General features: G+C 68.2%; 13 protein-coding genes. 4 read left to right on the plus strand and 9 right to left on the minus strand.

Annotated features, from left to right (window positions below; genetic code table 11):
- Window positions 1–28: 28 nt before the first annotated feature.
- Both mnmA and RS85_RS14895 read right to left on the minus strand, forming a co-directional pair.
- Window positions 29–1,126 carry a tRNA 2-thiouridine(34) synthase MnmA gene (gene mnmA, locus RS85_RS14890; RefSeq protein ID WP_082087650.1) on the minus strand — a complete coding sequence of 366 codons (1,098 nt, stop codon included), beginning with the start codon at window positions 1,124–1,126 and terminating at the stop codon, window positions 29–31.
- A 9-nt stretch (window positions 1,127–1,135) separates the two neighbouring features.
- Window positions 1,136–2,311 (minus strand): cysteine desulfurase family protein, encoded by a 1,176-nt coding sequence (locus RS85_RS14895; RefSeq protein WP_046014266.1) that lies wholly within the window; start codon window positions 2,309–2,311, stop codon window positions 1,136–1,138.
- 100 nt (window positions 2,312–2,411) lie between these two features.
- On the opposite strand from RS85_RS14895, the gene glgX reads away from it, so the two are divergent.
- The 3 genes from glgX to glgB all read left to right on the plus strand — a co-directional run bounded on the left by glgX (window position 2,412) and on the right by glgB (window position 8,823).
- Window positions 2,412–4,484: a glycogen debranching protein GlgX gene (gene glgX, locus RS85_RS14900; protein WP_046014267.1), complete on the plus strand. Its 2,073-nt coding sequence runs from the start codon at window positions 2,412–2,414 to the stop codon at window positions 4,482–4,484.
- A gap of 65 nt (window positions 4,485–4,549) precedes the next feature.
- Complete coding sequence (locus RS85_RS14905; RefSeq protein WP_052703592.1) at window positions 4,550–6,622, plus strand: alpha-1,4-glucan--maltose-1-phosphate maltosyltransferase; 2,073 nt, start codon at window positions 4,550–4,552, stop codon at window positions 6,620–6,622.
- The gene (glgB, locus tag RS85_RS14910) at window positions 6,619–8,823 is read left to right on the plus strand and encodes a 1,4-alpha-glucan branching protein GlgB (RefSeq protein ID WP_046014268.1); all 2,205 of its coding nucleotides are present in this window, start codon (window positions 6,619–6,621) and stop codon (window positions 8,821–8,823) included. Before RS85_RS14905 ends, glgB begins: the two co-directional genes overlap by 4 nt.
- A gap of 46 nt (window positions 8,824–8,869) precedes the next feature.
- Here the strand turns inward: glgB and RS85_RS14915 are convergent, their stop codons facing one another.
- Window positions 8,870–9,802, minus strand: a complete 933-nt coding sequence (locus RS85_RS14915) for a tetratricopeptide repeat protein (protein ID WP_046014269.1) — start codon at window positions 9,800–9,802, stop codon at window positions 8,870–8,872.
- Window positions 9,799–11,787 carry a hypothetical protein gene (locus RS85_RS14920; RefSeq protein ID WP_052703593.1) on the minus strand — a complete coding sequence of 663 codons (1,989 nt, stop codon included), beginning with the start codon at window positions 11,785–11,787 and terminating at the stop codon, window positions 9,799–9,801. The genes RS85_RS14915 and RS85_RS14920 overlap by 4 nt, the downstream gene beginning before the upstream one ends.
- A 178-nt stretch (window positions 11,788–11,965) precedes the next feature.
- Here RS85_RS14920 and RS85_RS14925 point away from each other — a divergent pair, with 178 nt between their 5' ends.
- Window positions 11,966–13,027 carry an AI-2E family transporter gene (locus RS85_RS14925; protein WP_046014271.1) on the plus strand — a complete coding sequence of 354 codons (1,062 nt, stop codon included), beginning with the start codon at window positions 11,966–11,968 and terminating at the stop codon, window positions 13,025–13,027.
- A 9-nt stretch (window positions 13,028–13,036) separates the two neighbouring features.
- Here the strand turns inward: RS85_RS14925 and RS85_RS14930 are convergent, their stop codons facing one another.
- From RS85_RS14930 to RS85_RS14950, 5 genes are all read right to left on the minus strand, one after another.
- A complete protein-coding gene (locus RS85_RS14930) occupies window positions 13,037–13,753 on the minus strand; it encodes an alpha/beta hydrolase (protein ID WP_046014272.1) in 717 nt (238 codons plus the stop codon).
- A gap of 2 nt (window positions 13,754–13,755) precedes the next feature.
- Window positions 13,756–14,043 (minus strand): hypothetical protein, encoded by a 288-nt coding sequence (locus RS85_RS20100; RefSeq protein ID WP_046014273.1) that lies wholly within the window; start codon window positions 14,041–14,043, stop codon window positions 13,756–13,758.
- 9 nt (window positions 14,044–14,052) lie between these two features.
- On the minus strand, window positions 14,053–14,721 hold the full coding sequence (locus RS85_RS14940) for a transglycosylase SLT domain-containing protein (protein WP_082087651.1): 669 nt from the start codon (window positions 14,719–14,721) through the stop codon (window positions 14,053–14,055).
- A 66-nt stretch (window positions 14,722–14,787) separates the two neighbouring features.
- Complete coding sequence (locus tag RS85_RS14945; RefSeq protein WP_046014275.1) at window positions 14,788–15,369, minus strand: DivIVA domain-containing protein; 582 nt, start codon at window positions 15,367–15,369, stop codon at window positions 14,788–14,790.
- Window positions 15,369–16,511, minus strand: coding sequence for a phosphatidate cytidylyltransferase (locus tag RS85_RS14950; protein WP_052703594.1), 1,143 nt, complete (start codon window positions 16,509–16,511; stop codon window positions 15,369–15,371). Before RS85_RS14950 ends, RS85_RS14945 begins: the two co-directional genes overlap by 1 nt.
- Window positions 16,512–16,515: the final 4 nt, after the last annotated feature.

Here is a 16,515-nt window from a genome sequence, read left to right on the forward strand (position 1 = left end):
ACGAGCGGGTGCCGACATCCGCCGAGGTCTACGCGCCGACCGGAACGGCCGACACCGTGGTGTCGATCGTGAACTGGCCGAGCACGCGCGTCCCGACATAGAGCACCGCTGTCTGGCCCGGAGCGACACCGTCGAGCGGTGTCTCCGGCACGACCCGCACCCCTTCGTCGGTCAGATGCGCAGTCGCCGGGACCGGCTCGGAATGCGCCCGGATCTGCACGTGACAGTCGAACGTCGCCTCCTGCGGCCCCGCTCCCGCCCAGCTGAAGCGCTCCCCCGCGATCTCCGCGATCGCCAGAGCCTCCTTCGGACCCACGACGACCGTGTTGGAGACGGGTCGCACCTCGAGGACGAACCGGGGCTTGCCGTCGGATGCCGGCACGCCGAGCTTCAACCCTCGACGCTGCCCGACGGTGAAGGCGTGCGCTCCCTCGTGCGAGCCCACGACGCTGCCAGAACGATCGACGATCTCTCCGGTCGCGGTGCCGACCTTCTCGGCGAGCCAGCCGCGTGTGTCTCCGTCGGGGATGAAGCAGATGTCGTGGCTGTCGGGCTTCTGCGCCACGCTCAGGCCCCTTGCCTCCGCCTCGGCGCGGACGATCGCCTTCGACGGCGTCGTGCCGAGCGGGAAATAGGTGTGCGCGAGCTGCTCGGCCGTGAGCACACCGAGCACGTAGGACTGGTCCTTCGCGTTGTCCGACGCGCGGTGCAGCTCGAGTCCCTGCACGCCCTCGATGAGCGTCGCGTAATGTCCCGTGCACACGGCGTCGAAACCGAGTTCGATCGCCCGCTCGAGCAGAGCGGCGAACTTGATCTTCTCGTTGCAGCGCATGCAGGGGTTCGGGGTGCGTCCCGCCTGATACTCGGCGATGAAGTCGCCGATCACGTCGTCGCGGAAGCGCTCCGAGAAGTCCCAGACGTAGAACGGGATGCCGAGCACGTCGGCGGCGCGACGCGCGTCGAGCGCGTCTTCGATCGTGCAGCAGCCCCGACTGCCCGTCCGCAGGGTGCCACCGGCCCGGGAGAGCGCGAGGTGCACGCCGACGACGTCGTGCCCCGCCTCCACAGCACGTGCGGCCGCGACGGCGGAATCGACACCACCACTCATCGCCGCAAGTATCCGCATGAGACCAGTCTACGAGCGTGCGCCTGCGCTGGACCCGGATGCCCGGAGGTAGGCATCCGCGATGGTGGCGAGCACCGCGTCGACATCGGCATCCGTCGTCGTCCGCCCGAGGGAGAACCGCAGCACGCTCCGCGCGTCCCGCTCGGTCCGCCCCATGGCCATCACGACGTGCGACGGCTCCGCCACGCCCGCCTGGCATGCCGAGCCCGTGGAGGCCGCGACCCCCGCCACATCGAGCAGGAACAGGAGGCTCTCCCCCACGGCTCCCGGGAAGAGCACGTGCGCATTGCCCGGAAGACGCCGCACGGGATCTCCCAGGAGTTCGGCCGCAGGAACGGCCGAGCGGATGCCGTCGACGAGTCGGTCCCGCAACGCGGACAGACGTCCCGCCTCATCCTCACGCTCTGTCTCCGCGAGCTCCACAGCTGTAGCGAAGGCAGCAGCACCCGCCACATCCTGCGTCCCGGCGCGGAGGCCGCGCTGCTGCGCCCCGCCGCGCAGCAGCGCCGTGAGACGCGCTGACCGCGCCGCGACCAGCGCGCCGACTCCGACGGGCGCCCCGATCTTGTGGCCCGCCACGCTCATCGCGACGAGACCGACACCGGGCGCAGCGTCGGATCGCAGACGACGGAAGGAAAGCGGAACATGACCGAGGGCCGCGACCGCGTCGAGGTGGAGCGGCACTTCCGACGCCGCACTCGCCGATGCGAGGGCGGCCGCGTCGTTGAGCGTGCCGGCCTCATTGTTCGCGACGAGCGCCGTCGCGAACGCCGCGCCGGGAAGGGCAGCGACGAAGGCTCGCATGTCGATGGCCGCGGACTCCGTGACCCCCACGGATCTCACCACCGCGCCTTCCTCCGCCAAAGCCGCGACGGTGTCCATCGTCGCGTGGTGCTCGGCATCCGGCAGCACGATCGCATCGGCGCTCGTGGGACGAGAGCGCCACATGCCCTGCAGCGCGAGATTGATCGATTCCGTGCCCCCCGAGGTGAACACGATCTCGATCGGGTCGGCATCCAACACCGCGGCGATGCGCTCGCGCGATTCCTCGAGCAGTCTCCGCGCGTCCTGGCCCGCGCCGTGCGTCGACGAGGCATTGCCGATCGTCTCAGAGGCCGCCAGCCACGCGTCTCGCGCCTCGGGCCGCAGGGGCGTGGTCGCCGCGTGGTCCAGGTAGTGCCGCATCCTCCGATTCTCTCCCGAAAACGCAGCGGACGGGCGACGACCACATGGGACTGAGTGTGCGGTGTCGTGAGACCGCAGCACACCCGCCTATGGTGTACTCATGCCCGCGTCCCGAGACTTCACCGCGCCCGGCGGTCCAGCCCTCGACAACCTCGGCGTCCGTCTCCATGACGGCGTCGGGACACTCCGGGTCTGGTCGCAGAACGCCTCCTCCGTCGACCTGGTCGTCTTCGACGCCACCGACCTCGACTGGGCGACCGACGTCGCCCCGCTCGAACGCCGCCCCGGAGGCATCTGGGAGGTGACGACCCCTCTCCTGCAGGCCGGTGTCCGCTACGCGGTCCGGGTCGGCGGACCGCATGGTCCCGGCAACACGTTCAACCAGGAGAGCCTGCTGCTCGACCCGTATGCGCGCGGGCTCGCCCAGGGCGACGGCTACGAGGAATGGCGCTCCGTGGTGATCGTCGACGGCTTCGACTGGGGCGACTCGCAGAAGCCCCGCGTGCCCCTCGACCGCACAGTGATCTACGAGGGCCACCTGAAGGGGCTGACGAAGCGTCATCCCGACGTTCCGCCGGCTCTGCACGGCACCTATGCCGGCCTCGCTCACCCGGCGATGATCGACTACCTGCGCTCGCTCGGGATCACGTCTGTCGAGCTGCTTCCCGTCCACGCCTTCGTACCGGAGCCGAGGCTGCTCGAACGGGGCCTCACGAACTACTGGGGCTACAACACCCTCAACTTCTTCACGCCGCACACCGCCTACGCCACCGAGGACGCGCGCAAAATGGGTCCCGAAGCGGTGCTGGCCGAGTTCAAGGGCATGGTGCGGCTCCTCCACGAAGCAGGACTCGAGGTCATCCTCGACGTCGTGTACAACCACACCTCCGAGGAAGGCATCGGCGGACCGCGTTCCAGCCTGCGGGGTATCGACAACGCGAGCTACTACCGGCAGGACGATTCCGGCGTGTACATCGATACGACGGGGTGCGGCAACACCCTGAACACCTCGACCGACGCGGGCGCCCGGCTCGTGCTCGACTCGCTCCGATATTGGGCGCAGGAAATGCAGATCGACGGATTCCGCTTCGATCTCGCCGCCGCGCTCGCCCGTGACGGTGCGCACACCTACACCCCGGAGCATCCGCTCCTCACGGCGATCGCGAACGACCCCGTCCTGGCCGACACGAAACTGATCGCGGAGCCGTGGGATGTCGGGCTCGGCGGCTGGCAGACCGGCAACTTCCCGGCCGGCTGGCACGAGTGGAACGACCGCTACCGCGACCGCGTCCGCAACTTCTGGCTCAGCGACATCGACTATGCGCGCCGCGCCTCCGCCCCCGTGGGCATCGGCGGCTTCGCCACCCGGCTCGCCGGCTCGTCGAACACCTTCGGCGAGACGCGAGGTCCGCTGGCGAGTGTGAACTTCGTCACGGCCCACGACGGTTTCACCCTGCACGACCTGGTCTCGTACGACGTGAAGCACAACGAGGCTAACGGCGAGCAGAACCGCGACGGCGCCGATATGAACCGCGCCTTCAACCACGGCGTCGAAGGGCCGACCGACGATCAGACGATCCTCGCCGCGCGGCGCAAGGCGATGCGCAACCTCCTCGGTACCCTCCTGCTCTCCGCCGGCATCCCGATGCTCACCGCCGGCGACGAGGTCGGTCGCACGCAGCGGGGCAACAACAACGCCTACGCCCAGGACTCGGCCATGACCTGGCTCGCCTGGGAGTTCGAGCCGTGGCAGACCGATCTCCGCTCACATGTGGCACGCCTGATCCGGCTGCGCGAGGAGAACCCCGCGCTCCGTCCCAGCAAGTATGCGCGGCTCGGAGAACACATCCCCAACGCCTCGGTCATGGACTGGTACGACCAGAACGGCGAGACCATGGAGAGCGCGCAGTGGGCGGACCCCCGAAACCGCACGCTCCAGTACGTCGCGGCGTCCACTCCCGACAAGGAGGCCGCCAACCGCATCCTGCTGATCGTGCACGGCACGGAGTCGCCGATCGACGTGACGTTCCCCGAGGAGATCGAGGGCGCCACACGTTTCGTATCCCTGTGGTCGAGCGCGGAGGAGCGCCCGTCAGACCAGGCCGAGGTGTTCGCTCCGGGAGACGTCCTGCCCCTCGCGGGCACGTCCATGCGGCTGTTCCGCGTCGAATGATACATGGCCGGGAGGGCTCGCCGGCACCCGTAGGCGCAACTTCCCACGCGCTGTAGATTCGGGGGGTGGCTGCACGCACCGACACCCGATCCCCCGCTCTCCGGAGCCCCGCTCAGATCCCGACGCGCCCGGTCGGCGCCGTCACGGTCGTGACGGATACGCGCACCCCGCGCATCCCTCTCGTCAACGGCACGCCCGCGGTTCCCGGCGGCTTCCACCCGAAGGCGGTCGTCGGTGAGGTGGTCCCGTTCAGCATCGTCGCGTTCCGCGAGGGCCACGACATCATCGGCGTCCACCTCCGGCTGACGTCGCCCGACGGCGAGGAGAGCCTGCATCGCCTCACGCCGCGTCTGGACGGGACCGACACCTGGGCCGCGGAGATCGCCCTCGATGTGCAAGGGCCGTGGAGCTTCCGCTTCGAGGCGTTCTCCGACGACTTCGCCACCTGGGCGCATGCGGCCGAGCTGAAAGTCGCCGCGGGCGTCGACGTCGACATCATGGCTGCCCTCGGCGCGGAACTTCTCACCCGCGCAGCGGCGGAGAAGGACAGGCCCGCCCCCGAGCGCAAGCGCCTTCAGAAGGATGCCGCCTCGCTCGCCGGCGGAGACCCCGCCACGACGATCGCCCTGTCGACGGATGCCGAGCTGGCCCGGATCTTCGCCGAGCGCCCGCTTTCCACACTTCGTTCGACCGCCGACGAGCAGACACTGCTCGTCGAGCGTGTCGCTGCGGGCGTCGGAGCCTGGTACGAGTTCTTCCCCCGGTCGGAGGGCGCACGGAAGCTGAAGGACGGTTCGATCAAGAGCGGCACGTTCCGCACGGCGATGAAGCGCCTGCCGGAGGTCGCGCAGATGGGCTTCGACGTCGTCTATCTGGTTCCGGTCCATCCGATCGGAACCACGAACCGCAAGGGCCGCAACAACACCCTCGTCGCCGAGCCGAGCGATCCCGGTTCTCCCTACGCGATCGGTGCCGCCGATGGCGGACACGACGCCATCCATCCCGACCTCGGCACGGCCCAGGACTTCCGCGCCTTCGTCCGCGCGGCGCAGAAGGAAGGACTCGAGGTCGCTCTCGACCTCGCGTTGCAGGCATCCCCTGATCACCCCTGGGTGACAGAGCATCCCGAGTGGTTCACCACGCTGCCCGACGGCTCGATCGCCTACGCGGAGAACCCGCCGAAGAAGTATCAGGACATCTACCCGCTGAACTTCGACAACGATCCGGCGGGCATCTACGCCGAGATGCTGCGCATCGTGCAGCACTGGGTCGCACAGGGCGTCAAGATCTTCCGCGTCGACAACCCGCACACGAAGCCCCTGCAGTTCTGGGAGTGGCTCATCGGGACCGTGAACGCCGCGGACCCCGATGTGATCTTCCTGGCGGAGGCCTTCACGCGCCCGGCGGTCATGCGCGCGCTCGCCGCCGTCGGTTTCCAGCAGAGCTACAGCTACTTCACCTGGCGCAACACCAAGGCGGAGCTCGAGGAGTTCCTCACCTCGATCTCGCACGAGACCAGCGACTACATGCGGCCGAACCTGTTCGTGAACACGCACGACATCCTGACGGAGTACCTGCAGTTCGGCGGGCGCGCCGCGTATCGTATCCGTGCCTGCATCGCGGCGACAGCGGGTCCGATCTACGGCGTCTACGCCGGCTACGAGCTGTTCGAGAACGTCGCGCGGCCGGGTTCCGAAGAGAACATCGACAACGAGAAATACGAGTTCAAGCTGCGCGACTGGGTGGGAGCAGAGCAGCGCGGCGAGTCGCTCGCTCCGCTGCTGCGCAGGCTGAACGAGATCCGGTCCGAGCATCCGGCGCTGCGACAGCTCCGGAACTTCTCCGCGCACTGGAGCGACGACGACTCGGTCCTCGTCTACAGCAAGCACCTGGATTCCGCGTTCACCGGCACCGGCCAGGACGACACGATCATCGTCGTGGCGAACCTCGACCCGCACTCCATGCGAGAGACCACGATTCATCTCGACACGACGCGCTGGGGCGTGCCTCTCGGCGAGTCCTTCGAGGTCGAAGACCTGCTCACCGGGGCTGTCTGGACCTGGGGCGAACACAACTACGTGCGGCTCGATGCCTTCACCGAGCCGGTGCATATCCTGAAGGTGAGGAGCCGATCATGAGCTATGTGGAAGACGCGACCGTGTCAGCCGACTGGGAGGCCGTGGCCTCCGCTGAGCACCACGACCCGCACTCCGTGCTCGGAGCGCACCCGACGAAGGACGCCTCCGGCCGCACGGTCACGGTCATCCGGGCCCGCCGTCCGCTCGCCGCCACCGTCGAGGCCGTCTTCGGCGACGGCACCCGCCTGTCGCTCTCCCACGTCGCCCACGGCATCTGGGAGGCGCAGCACGCCGGCCCCCCGGTCCCGTACCGCGTTGCGACGGCCTACGGCGAGGACGACGAGTCCGTCGAGGGCGACCCGTATCGGCACTCCCCCGTGCTGGGCGACATCGACCTCCATCTGATCGCGGAAGGTCGGCACGAGCGCCTCTGGGAGGCTCTCGGGGCGCACCCGCGCACTCTGGACGGCGAGCAGGGCGTGTCTTTCGCCGTCTGGGCACCCAACGCCTCCGCCGTCCGTCTGGTGGGAGACCACAACGGCTGGAACGGCGAGCTGCACGCGATGCGCTCGATGGGCGTGAGCGGTGTATGGGAGCTCTTCGTCCCCGACCTCTCCCCCGGCACCAAGTACAAGTTCCAGATCCGCACGCGCGATGGAGGCTGGATCCTCAAGGCCGACCCGATGGCCCTCGCCGCGGAAGTGCCGCCGAACACGGCATCCGTCGTCGCCGAGTCGTCCTACACGTGGACGGATGGAGCCTGGATGACGCGACGCGCGGCCACGCATGCCGTCGCGCAGCCGCTCTCCATCTACGAGGTGCATCTCGGTTCGTGGCGTGGCGGTCTCGGTTACCGCGAGATCGCCGATCCCCTGATCCAGCACGTGACGGATGCCGGATTCACGCACGTGGAGTTCATGCCGCTCGCGGAGCATCCGTTCGGAGGTTCCTGGGGCTATCAGGTCAGCGGCTACTACGCTCCGACGAGCCGGTTCGGCAGCCCCGACGACCTGCGCCACCTGATCGATCGGCTGCACCACGCGGGCATCGGCGTGATCATGGACTGGGTGCCCGGCCACTTCCCGAAGGACGCCTTCGCTCTCGCGCGCTTCGACGGACAGCCCCTGTACGAGCACCCGGATCCGCGGCGGGGCGAGCACCAGGATTGGGGCACGCTGATTTTCGACTACGGGCGGAACGAGGTGCGCAACTTCCTCGTCGCGAACGCGCTGTACTGGTTCGAGGAGTTCCACGTCGACGGACTGCGCGTGGATGCCGTCGCGTCGATGCTGTACCTCGACTACTCCCGGAACGCCGGTGAGTGGGAGCCGAACATCCATGGCGGCCGCGAGAACCTCGAGGCGATCCGGTTCCTGCAGGAGGTCAACGCGACCGCGTACCGCATGCACCCCGGCATCCTGATGATCGCCGAGGAGTCGACGAGCTTCCCTGGCGTCACGGCGCCGACCGATCACGCAGGGCTCGGCTTCGGGTTCAAGTGGAACATGGGATGGATGAACGACTCCCTGCAGTACATCGAGCGCGACCCGATGTACCGCTCGCACCACGAGGGCGAGATGACGTTCTCGTTCGTCTACGCCTTCGGCGAGAACTACCTCCTCCCGATCAGTCACGACGAGGTGGTGCACGGGAAGGGCAGCCTGCTGGCGAAGATGCCCGGCGACCACTGGCACAAGCTCGCGAACCTGCGGTCCTACCTCGCCTACATGTGGGGTCATCCGGGCAAGAAGCTGCTGTTCATGGGGCAGGAGTTCGGTCAGCTCGCAGAGTGGTCGGAGGGACGCGAACTCGACTGGTGGCTGCTCGATCAGCCGTCGCACGCGCAGCTGCAGAGCTTCGTCGGCGTGCTCAACCACACCTACCGAGCGCAAGCGCCGCTGTGGGAGCGTGACAACGACGCATCCTCGTTCTCCCGGCTCGGGGCCCCGCACTGGGAGCCGACCGTGATCGCCTTCGAACGTCGCGACGCCCACGGCGGACGGATCGTCGTGATCAGCAACTTCGCAGGCGTCGAGCGCACCGGGCATCGTCTCGTGCTTCCCCGCGAAGGCGTGTGGCAGGAGATCCTGAACACGGATGCCGCGGACTACGGCGGCCGCGGGTCCGGCAACCTCGGCGTGGTCATCGCGCACTCGGAAGGCGACGGGGCACCCACAGCGTCAGTGACCCTGCCTGCGCTCTCCACGCTCTGGCTCCGCTACCAGCCGGAGCCGCACGTGCCCACGATCACGCACGGCTGAGAGGTCGTCCGGTCGGCGTGTGGCCGACCGGACGACGACTCAGCGGTCAGAACAGCAATGACGACAGGCGATTCCGGGCGGCGATCACGCGCGGGTCGGTGGCACCGATGAGTCCGAACAGCTCGACGAGACGCTCACGGACGGGCGCACGCTCGTCCGATGGCAGCTGCGCGAACAGATCCAGCAGACGACCGAACGCATCCTCGACGTGGCCTCCCGCGATGTCGAGATCCGCGACGGCGAACTGGGCTTCCACGTCGAGCGGCCCGTTCGCGGCGGCGGCGCGTGCCTCTTGGAGGTCGAGACCCTGCACGCGGTCCAGCAGACGGACCTGACCGAGCCCGGCGATGGCATCCTCGTCGCGCGGGTTCTCCGCGAGCGCCTGCTCGTAGGCGCGGATAGCAGCGGCGTAGTCGCCGGTCTCGATCGCGGCGAACGCCTCGGCGTGCAGCGGCGGCATCGGCGGCTCTTCCGGCATGGCCTCCGCCTCGACGTCGCCACCCACGGACAGGGATCCGGTGACACCGTTCTGAGCCGCGACCTGGAGCAGCTGGGCGAACACCTCGCGCACCTGTGCCTCGGGCACGGCGCCGGTGAACATCGGCACCGGCTGCCCGGCGATCACTGCCACGACCATCGGAATGGACTGGGCGCGGAAGCTCTGGGCGAGCTGCGGGTTGGCATCGACATCGACCTTGGCGAGCAGCACGCGTCCGCCGAGTTCCCTGGTCACCTTCTCGATGATCGGGCTCAGCTGCTTGCACGGTCCGCACCATTCGGCCCAGAGGTCGACGACCACCGGAACCGTGCGCGACAGCTCGAGGATCTGGCCGAACGTCTCGTCGGTCGCATCCACGACGACGTCGACGATGCCGGGCGCGGTCGGTGCCGGAGCCCCGGGCGTGGTGGGCGCGGGACGGTTGCGGAGGGTGGACAGGTCGACAGCGCCGCGCAACGCGGCAGGAGAGATTTCGCTCACTTGATCACCTCTACGGACAGGAGGTCCTGGCGGACCGCCAGGAGCCTGATCTGCTCTGTCGATCCCTGGGCAGGGACCGAGAAGAACAGCTGGAACTCGTACGTCGTCGTGACGCCCTTGGCCGACTCCGTCACGCCGGTCAGCGCTTTGGCCTGGGCGTTGTCGCCGAAGCGGATGACGGCATCCGACGTCGTGGGTGTGACGCTCTCGCTGTCGGTCAGCGATACGGCGACGATCGCGCCGCTGTCGAGAGTCGTCATCGAGACCGGCACCGACGTCGTCGGCGCCATATCGAACGTGGCTTGCGACGTGGCGGAGGCGCCGTTGTCGGCGAGGGTCTGCACGACAGCCTGGCGGCTGTCGATGATCGATTGGGCCAGGTTCAGAGAAAGGTCGTCGAAAACGTCGTACGACGGGCTCTTGTCTCCGTTGTCGACGACGTCGGCGAAGGCCGCGGAGAGTTCACCAGGGGGCACGCGCAGGAAGGCGGAATCCTGCGGGACGAGCGAGGTGCCGAGCCACGCGGCCGCCACCTCCGGGAACACGGCATCAGCAGACATCTCCGCCATGTCGGTCACCTTGTAATTCGACCAGGGGTCGGCCTGCGTCATCGTGAGGATGACCGGCGGCACGGTGTCGTCGCTCGTCCCCTTCGACAGCATGAGGACCGTGCGCGGCCAGTCGTCCGTCGCCTCCGGAAGGACGACCTCGACCTCGTCGGTCGGAATGACGGACGGCAGGGGCGAGTCGGTGATCTGCGTCCGCAGCGCGTACTCGGTCTTGCGGGCGGCGAGAGCCGGCCCTTCCAAGCGCGTCGATGCCAGGTCGGCATCCATGGCGGTGTCAGCCTCCTGGAGCGTGCTGGACACCGTTTGGAGGATCCGCGTCGCCTGCGCTTCGGTGACCGCGGGCGGCTTCTGGTTCTCGGGGGCGATCACCGTCGGGCTGGGCGAGGGCGTCGGTGAGGCCGCGCCGAACTCCGGCCAGGACTCCGGTGAGCAACCGGTGGCGAGCACCGCGACGATGCCGAGGGCCGGCAGCGCGAGCATCCGGCGCCGACGAGCAGGCCGAGCGGCACGCATCGAGTTCTTCGATTCCGGCTCTCTCGGTTCCTCGTCCACGATCTCCGCATCCTCGATCTCGGGCTGGTCTGCCGAGCGCGCGGGTGGCTCCGCTTCGGACGATTCGATCGCCGCGCGATCCGCAGGCGGCAGCGTCCGGACGTCGATCGGCTCGGTGACGGGGAGCGGACCGGGACCCTTGCGACGCGGGCCCTTGCCTCGGCGCTGATGGCGGATGCCGAGCACGTACAGGATGAGTCCGACAAGCAGCACGGCACCGCCGGCCACCATGAGTGGACCCGCCCACGGAGTCGTCCTGTCCAGCGGCCACGAGACCGAGATGTCGTCGGGAGCGTCCTTCGTCCCGTCGTAAGCGATCAGCACGCTGGTGCCCTCGGGAAGCTGCATGTTGTCGGCGATCAGCGAGTTCTCGTCGCCGAACGAATCGAGCCACAGGTCGGACCCGGCGGGGTTGCGTCCCGCGGTCTCGGTCGTCGCTTCACCGTCGCCCTCCGCGGGCTCGGTGGTCGCCTCAGGGGCGGGCGTCGCCTCGGGTGCTGGCGTGGCTTCGGGTGCGGGCGTGGCCTCGGGTGCGTCGGCGGACGAGGCGACATGCTCCACGTCGAGCGACCCGTCCTTTCCGACGGTCACCTGGTTGTAGTCGGATTCCGCGAGCCAGGCCTCCATGTCGGGAGTGCGGCCGTAGCTCGCGAAGATCTCTCCCTCGCCCTTGATGAGCAGGCTCTGCGTACCGCGATGGGCACGGAGCACGTCGCCGTCGAGCAGCACGAACGGCGCCGGCTCCTCGATCTCGACGTGGGTCGTCTGCGACTCAGGCCCCAGGAAGATGGTTCGCTGAGCGATCCCCGCCCCGATCAGCACCGCGGCCAGCACGAAGGCCACCACGGCCCATACGAAACGCACGAATAGTCTCCTCACGCATCGCGGATATCCATCCGGGACGCAACACTCGACATTTCAGACTAGCGAAACCTCCTGTGTGTTGCCCACGAGCAGGTCCGCTGCGCTGATGCCCGGCACGTCGCGCGGTCCGCGATCCTCCCGCTCGATAGCCTGTCCTCAGCCGTTTCGAGGAGCAGAGATGAAGATCCACAACCCGTTCCGCACCGCCCTGGTGGCGACGCTCGGCGTCGGATTGGGCATCCTGCTGATCGGCAGCGTTCAGACGCTGTCCACCGTCCTCCTCTACCTCGGCACCGCACTGTTCCTCAGCCTCGGACTCGACCCTCTCGTGTCGTACCTCGAGCGGCGCCGTCTCCCCCGTTGGCTCGCGGTACTGACGACCATCGTCGCGGTGCTGGCCGTGTTCACGGGGATCGTGCTGATCATCCTCCCCGTGCTCGTGGAGCAGATCTCGCAGCTGATCGCCCAGATCTCCGCGATCGTGCAGCGCGGGACCGCGATCGATGATCTCAAGGACTGGATGCAGGCCACCTTCCCCAACCTGCGGGTCGATGACGTGTTCAGCTATCTCGAGGAGTGGCTGAACACGAATCTGACGGAGATCGGCGGATCCATCGGTCAAGGAGTTCTCGTCGCCAGTGGTGCCGTGCTCAGCGGACTCTTCGGCGCCTTCATCGTGCTGATCCTCACCATCTACCTCACCGCTTCGACGCCGTCGCTCAAGCGGGCCGTCTACCAGCTCGCTCCCGCATCCAAGCGCGACCGGTTCATCGACCTCGCCGACCAGATCACGGATTCCGTGGGCTACTACGTCATGGGTCAGGTCACGCAGGGCGTCATCAACGGTGTGCTGAGCGCCGTATATCTCACGATCATCAAGGCGCCGTTCCCCGCCGTCCTCGCCGTGGTCGCCTTCTTCTTCTCGCTGATCCCGCTCGTCGGCACGCTGACCGGTTCGACGATCATCGTCCTGGCCTGCCTGATCCCGGGGCTGGGCTCTCCCGCCACGGCGATCGCCGCCGGTATCTACTACCTGATCTACATGCAGATCGAGGCGTACATCATCTCGCCGCGCATCATGAGTCGCGCGGTCTCGGTGCCGGGCGCGGTGGTGGTGGTCGCCGCACTCGCCGGTGGCAGCCTCCTGGGCCTGCTCGGAGCGCTCATCGCGATCCCCGTCGCAGCCAGCATCCTGATCATCTACCGCCAGGTGCTGATTCCCCGCATGAACGAGCTCTGATCCACCCGGTCAATCGTTGGGCGGCCAGCGCGTCGGCAACGGGAGCGCGGCCGGGTTCACGGCGGCGACGATCTCGGTCAGCACACGGCGGGTCTGCGTCTCGCCGACCCAGAGATGTCTGCCACCCTCCACCGCGATGAGCTGCGCGTGCGGGATCGTCGCGAAGCGCTGTCGCGCTTCATCCGGGCGCAGGTAATCGTCCAGTTCCGGAACCAGCACGACCACAGGGAGATCGGTGTTCCCCCAGGCTGCGACCTCGGCGTTCGTCGCTCGATGCAGCGGTGGTGACAGCAGCACGACCCCGGCGATGTCGTGCTCGCCTCCGTACTTCAGGGCGAGCTCGGTCCCGAACGACCAGCCCAGCAGCCAGGGCCGCGGCAGGGCGCGATCACGCACCAGATCCATGGCCGCCGCGACGTCGAACTGCTCCGCCGCGCCGCCGTCGAATGCTCCCTCGCTCGTGCCGCGCGGCGAGGTCGTGCCGCGCGTGTTGAACCGCAGCACCGCAAGGTCGGCGAGAGCCGGGAGCCGGGCTGCCGCCTTGCGGATGATGTGGGAGTCCATGAAGCCGCCGGCAGTGGGCAGCGGATGCAGCGTCACGAGCGTCGCGACCGCCGGCTTCTCTTCCGGCTGCGCCAGCTCGCCGACGAGCGTCAAGCCATCGACGGTCCGCAGCTCGATCTCTTCTCGTCGTGCGGGGAGCTCCAGCGGGCCCCGGATCTCCATGCTCACGCGATCCTCCAGCAGTGCGTATGCCAATGACGGCGCGCCGCGAGGTCCGCGGCATCGCCCAGCACGCCGTCGGCACGCCACGCCACCAGGTGCGGTGTCCCGGCTTGGATATCCTGCCCGCACCCCGGGCACCGGTAGGCCTTCTGCGCCTGAATCGCCGACACCGGTTGAACAGTCCATTCGATACCGCGACGAGTCTCAGTGCGCTTCCACCCGGCGAGCAGGCGATCGAGGGAGTCCTCGGTTTCAGGGGGCGTCGGACGGCGTCGGTGGGAGCGTGGCACGGTGCCTGCTCACCACCAGCGGTTCTTCGTCCAGAACGCGTGAGCGCCGGCCCAGCTGCCGTAGCGACCGGTGGCGTAGCCGTTGGCCCAGCGCAGGTTGTCGACCGGGTCGTATCCGTTGCCCGGCACCTTGCTGCACGGCAACGCCTGAACCAGGCCGCACGCACCGGACGACTTGTTCGTCGCGTTGGGGTTCCAGCCGCTCTCCTTGGCGACGATGTAGTCGACGTACCCCCAGTCGCTCTCGGCGATGCCGGCGGCGGCCATCCATTCGGCGGGGGCACCCCCACCGGTGTAGAACAGCGGTCCTCCACCGCCCGAGGAGCTCTCCTTGGGCGTGGCGGCGACGACGGGCGGTGGTGGCGGCGGCTTCGGCTTGACGTAGACCTCGAAATTCCCGCGCACGACCGGCGCGATCGCCGCGCCCTCGGCAGTGACGGTGAGGTTCTGTGTGTCCTCGAGAGCAACTGCGTATGCCGAGTCCGGCGCCTCCGCCTGGGCGGGCTCGGCCAGAGCCACACCGGTCGGGGCGACCAGCGCTCCGGCGAATCCCACCACGGCGAGAGCGCTGAACACACCGACGACGCCTCGGCGCCGGGACCACCTAGGAGTGCCCGTGCGCGCCGAATACGCCGTCGCTGCGGGCGCCAGCGCGGAGTCGGTTCGTTCCAGTGACATGTCGTTTCGGGAGTTCACGATGAATGACAGTCTACGCAGACCTGGCTGAGACGGCCATCAGAAACGTCAACGGACGGCGAGGATGACGTCGATCGTCGCGTCGAGAAGAGCGTCGACCTGCTCCTCGCGATACCCTCCGCGCTGCATCCGGAAGGCCGCAGAACGCAGTTGCTCCGCGGTCAGGCTCTCCCCGTCCCGGAGATACCGCACGATGCGGGTGGCCACGTGATCGACCTCATCGACGCGATACCCGAAGGTGAGAAGACCCGTGCGGGCGAAGCGATGCCGGCGGGGACGCGCGAGGTGATCGAGGATGATCTGAGCGTCCTCCCGGGCCTGCTCCACCCAGGCACCCGCGCCCTGTGCACGCACGACGCGCTCACGCTCACGCGCGGCGAAGGCATCCTCCACGCGGCCGAGCGCCGCGTCCACGTCGGCGACGACGTATCCGTTCTTCACGAGCGGGAATGAAGCCGTCCGCACGTCGGCAGCGCCCAGCTCGTCATGCCCTGTCTCGAAGGCGCTACGGGCGGACGCGAGGAACGTGTCCACGGCAGTGCGGTGATATCCCCTCGTGCGGCCGGTCGTCAGCGCGAACGAAGGAGGTGACTGCGGTTCGGTCTGCTCGTCGATCCGGTCTTCATTCATCAGAGAACCACCCAGGGAGAGAAGAGAAAGTACAGACCCAGTGCGGGAATCGTCGACGGCAGGATGCTGTCCAGCCGATCGAGCAGCCCGCCGTGCCCAGGGAGCCACGAACTCATGTCCTTGATGCCGAGATCGCGCTTGAGCATCGATTCGCCGAGGTCGCCGAGCGTCGCCGTGAGCAGGATCGACGCCCCGATGATCAGGCCGGCCCACCACGGCAGCTCGAGCAGGAACATCGCCAGGAGCACGCCGGCGGCGAGAGAGGCCAGGACCGCTCCCCCGAAACCCTCCCACGTCTTCTTCGGGCTGATCTTCGGAGCCATCGGATGACGCCCGAATGCCAGCCCCGCGGCATACGCACCAGTGTCGGCGGCGACGGCGATCGCGATGAAGCTGAGAACCCACCACTCGCCGCCCTCCTGTACGAGCAGGATCATCGCGATCCCCGCGAGGAACGGCACGTAGATCTGTACGAAACCGCCGATCACCGCGTCCGCCAGCACCTCGCCGTAGGTGCGTCCGTTCCGCTCGATCATCTGGCCCATGAGGCGCCAGACGATCACGAACGCCACAGCGACGAAGAGCATCACCCAGCAGAGCCACGGTTCCGCGAAGTACGCGGCCAGCACGAGGAACGTCGCGGCGATCAGCTGCGGGATGACGTCGACTCGGCGACCGGACGCCCGCAGTGCACGCGTGAGCTCGTACACACCGAGCAGGGCAGCCGCGAGAGCGAAGGGGACGAAAAGCGCCTTGATGAACACCAGGGAGCCCAAGAGCGCGGCACCGAAGGCGAGGCCGATGACGGTCGCCAGGATCAGATCGCGGCCGGTGCGCTCCTTGATGCGCTCATTCGCCTGATCGATCTGGTCGCGAGCATGCGAGACGTGGGTGTTCAGCTCATCCCGCCGCACACGCCACTGCTCTCTGATCGCATTGTGGTCTGCGGTGTCCAGGGGCCCCGCGCCGGCCGGTGCCGTCTCGGTGGGCGGCAGCGGAGGCCGAGGCGGAACGCTCGTCGCATCGAACGACGGGAACGCCGCGTCCGCGAGCGGGATGCCGTCACCGGAAGTCACGGCATCACGCGCATCGCGGCGCGACGGTGGCCGTTCTCCCTGAGCGTCGCGCGTGTCGTCTGACATCCGC

The organism is Microbacterium sp. SA39 (genome assembly GCF_000967865.1).
Classification (GTDB): Bacteria; Actinomycetota; Actinomycetes; order Actinomycetales; family Microbacteriaceae; genus Microbacterium.

What these genes read in the sequence shown, in the direction of transcription:
- RS85_RS14945 (WP_046014275.1), bottom strand. Translation starts at nt 15,369, where the DNA reads ATGAATGAAGACCGGATCGACGAGCAGACCGAACCGCAGTCACCTCCT.
- glgX (WP_046014267.1), top strand. Translation starts at nt 2,412, where the DNA reads ATGCCCGCGTCCCGAGACTTCACCGCGCCCGGCGGTCCAGCCCTCGAC.
- RS85_RS14925 (WP_046014271.1), top strand. Translation starts at nt 11,966, where the DNA reads ATGAAGATCCACAACCCGTTCCGCACCGCCCTGGTGGCGACGCTCGGC.
- RS85_RS14950 (WP_052703594.1), bottom strand. Translation starts at nt 16,511, where the DNA reads ATGTCAGACGACACGCGCGACGCTCAGGGAGAACGGCCACCGTCGCGC.
- RS85_RS14940 (WP_082087651.1), bottom strand. Translation starts at nt 14,721, where the DNA reads ATGTCACTGGAACGAACCGACTCCGCGCTGGCGCCCGCAGCGACGGCG.
- mnmA (WP_082087650.1), bottom strand. Translation starts at nt 1,126, where the DNA reads ATGCGGATACTTGCGGCGATGAGTGGTGGTGTCGATTCCGCCGTCGCG.
- glgB (WP_046014268.1), top strand. Translation starts at nt 6,619, where the DNA reads ATGAGCTATGTGGAAGACGCGACCGTGTCAGCCGACTGGGAGGCCGTG.
- RS85_RS14895 (WP_046014266.1), bottom strand. Translation starts at nt 2,311, where the DNA reads ATGCGGCACTACCTGGACCACGCGGCGACCACGCCCCTGCGGCCCGAG.
- RS85_RS14930 (WP_046014272.1), bottom strand. Translation starts at nt 13,753, where the DNA reads ATGGAGATCCGGGGCCCGCTGGAGCTCCCCGCACGACGAGAAGAGATC.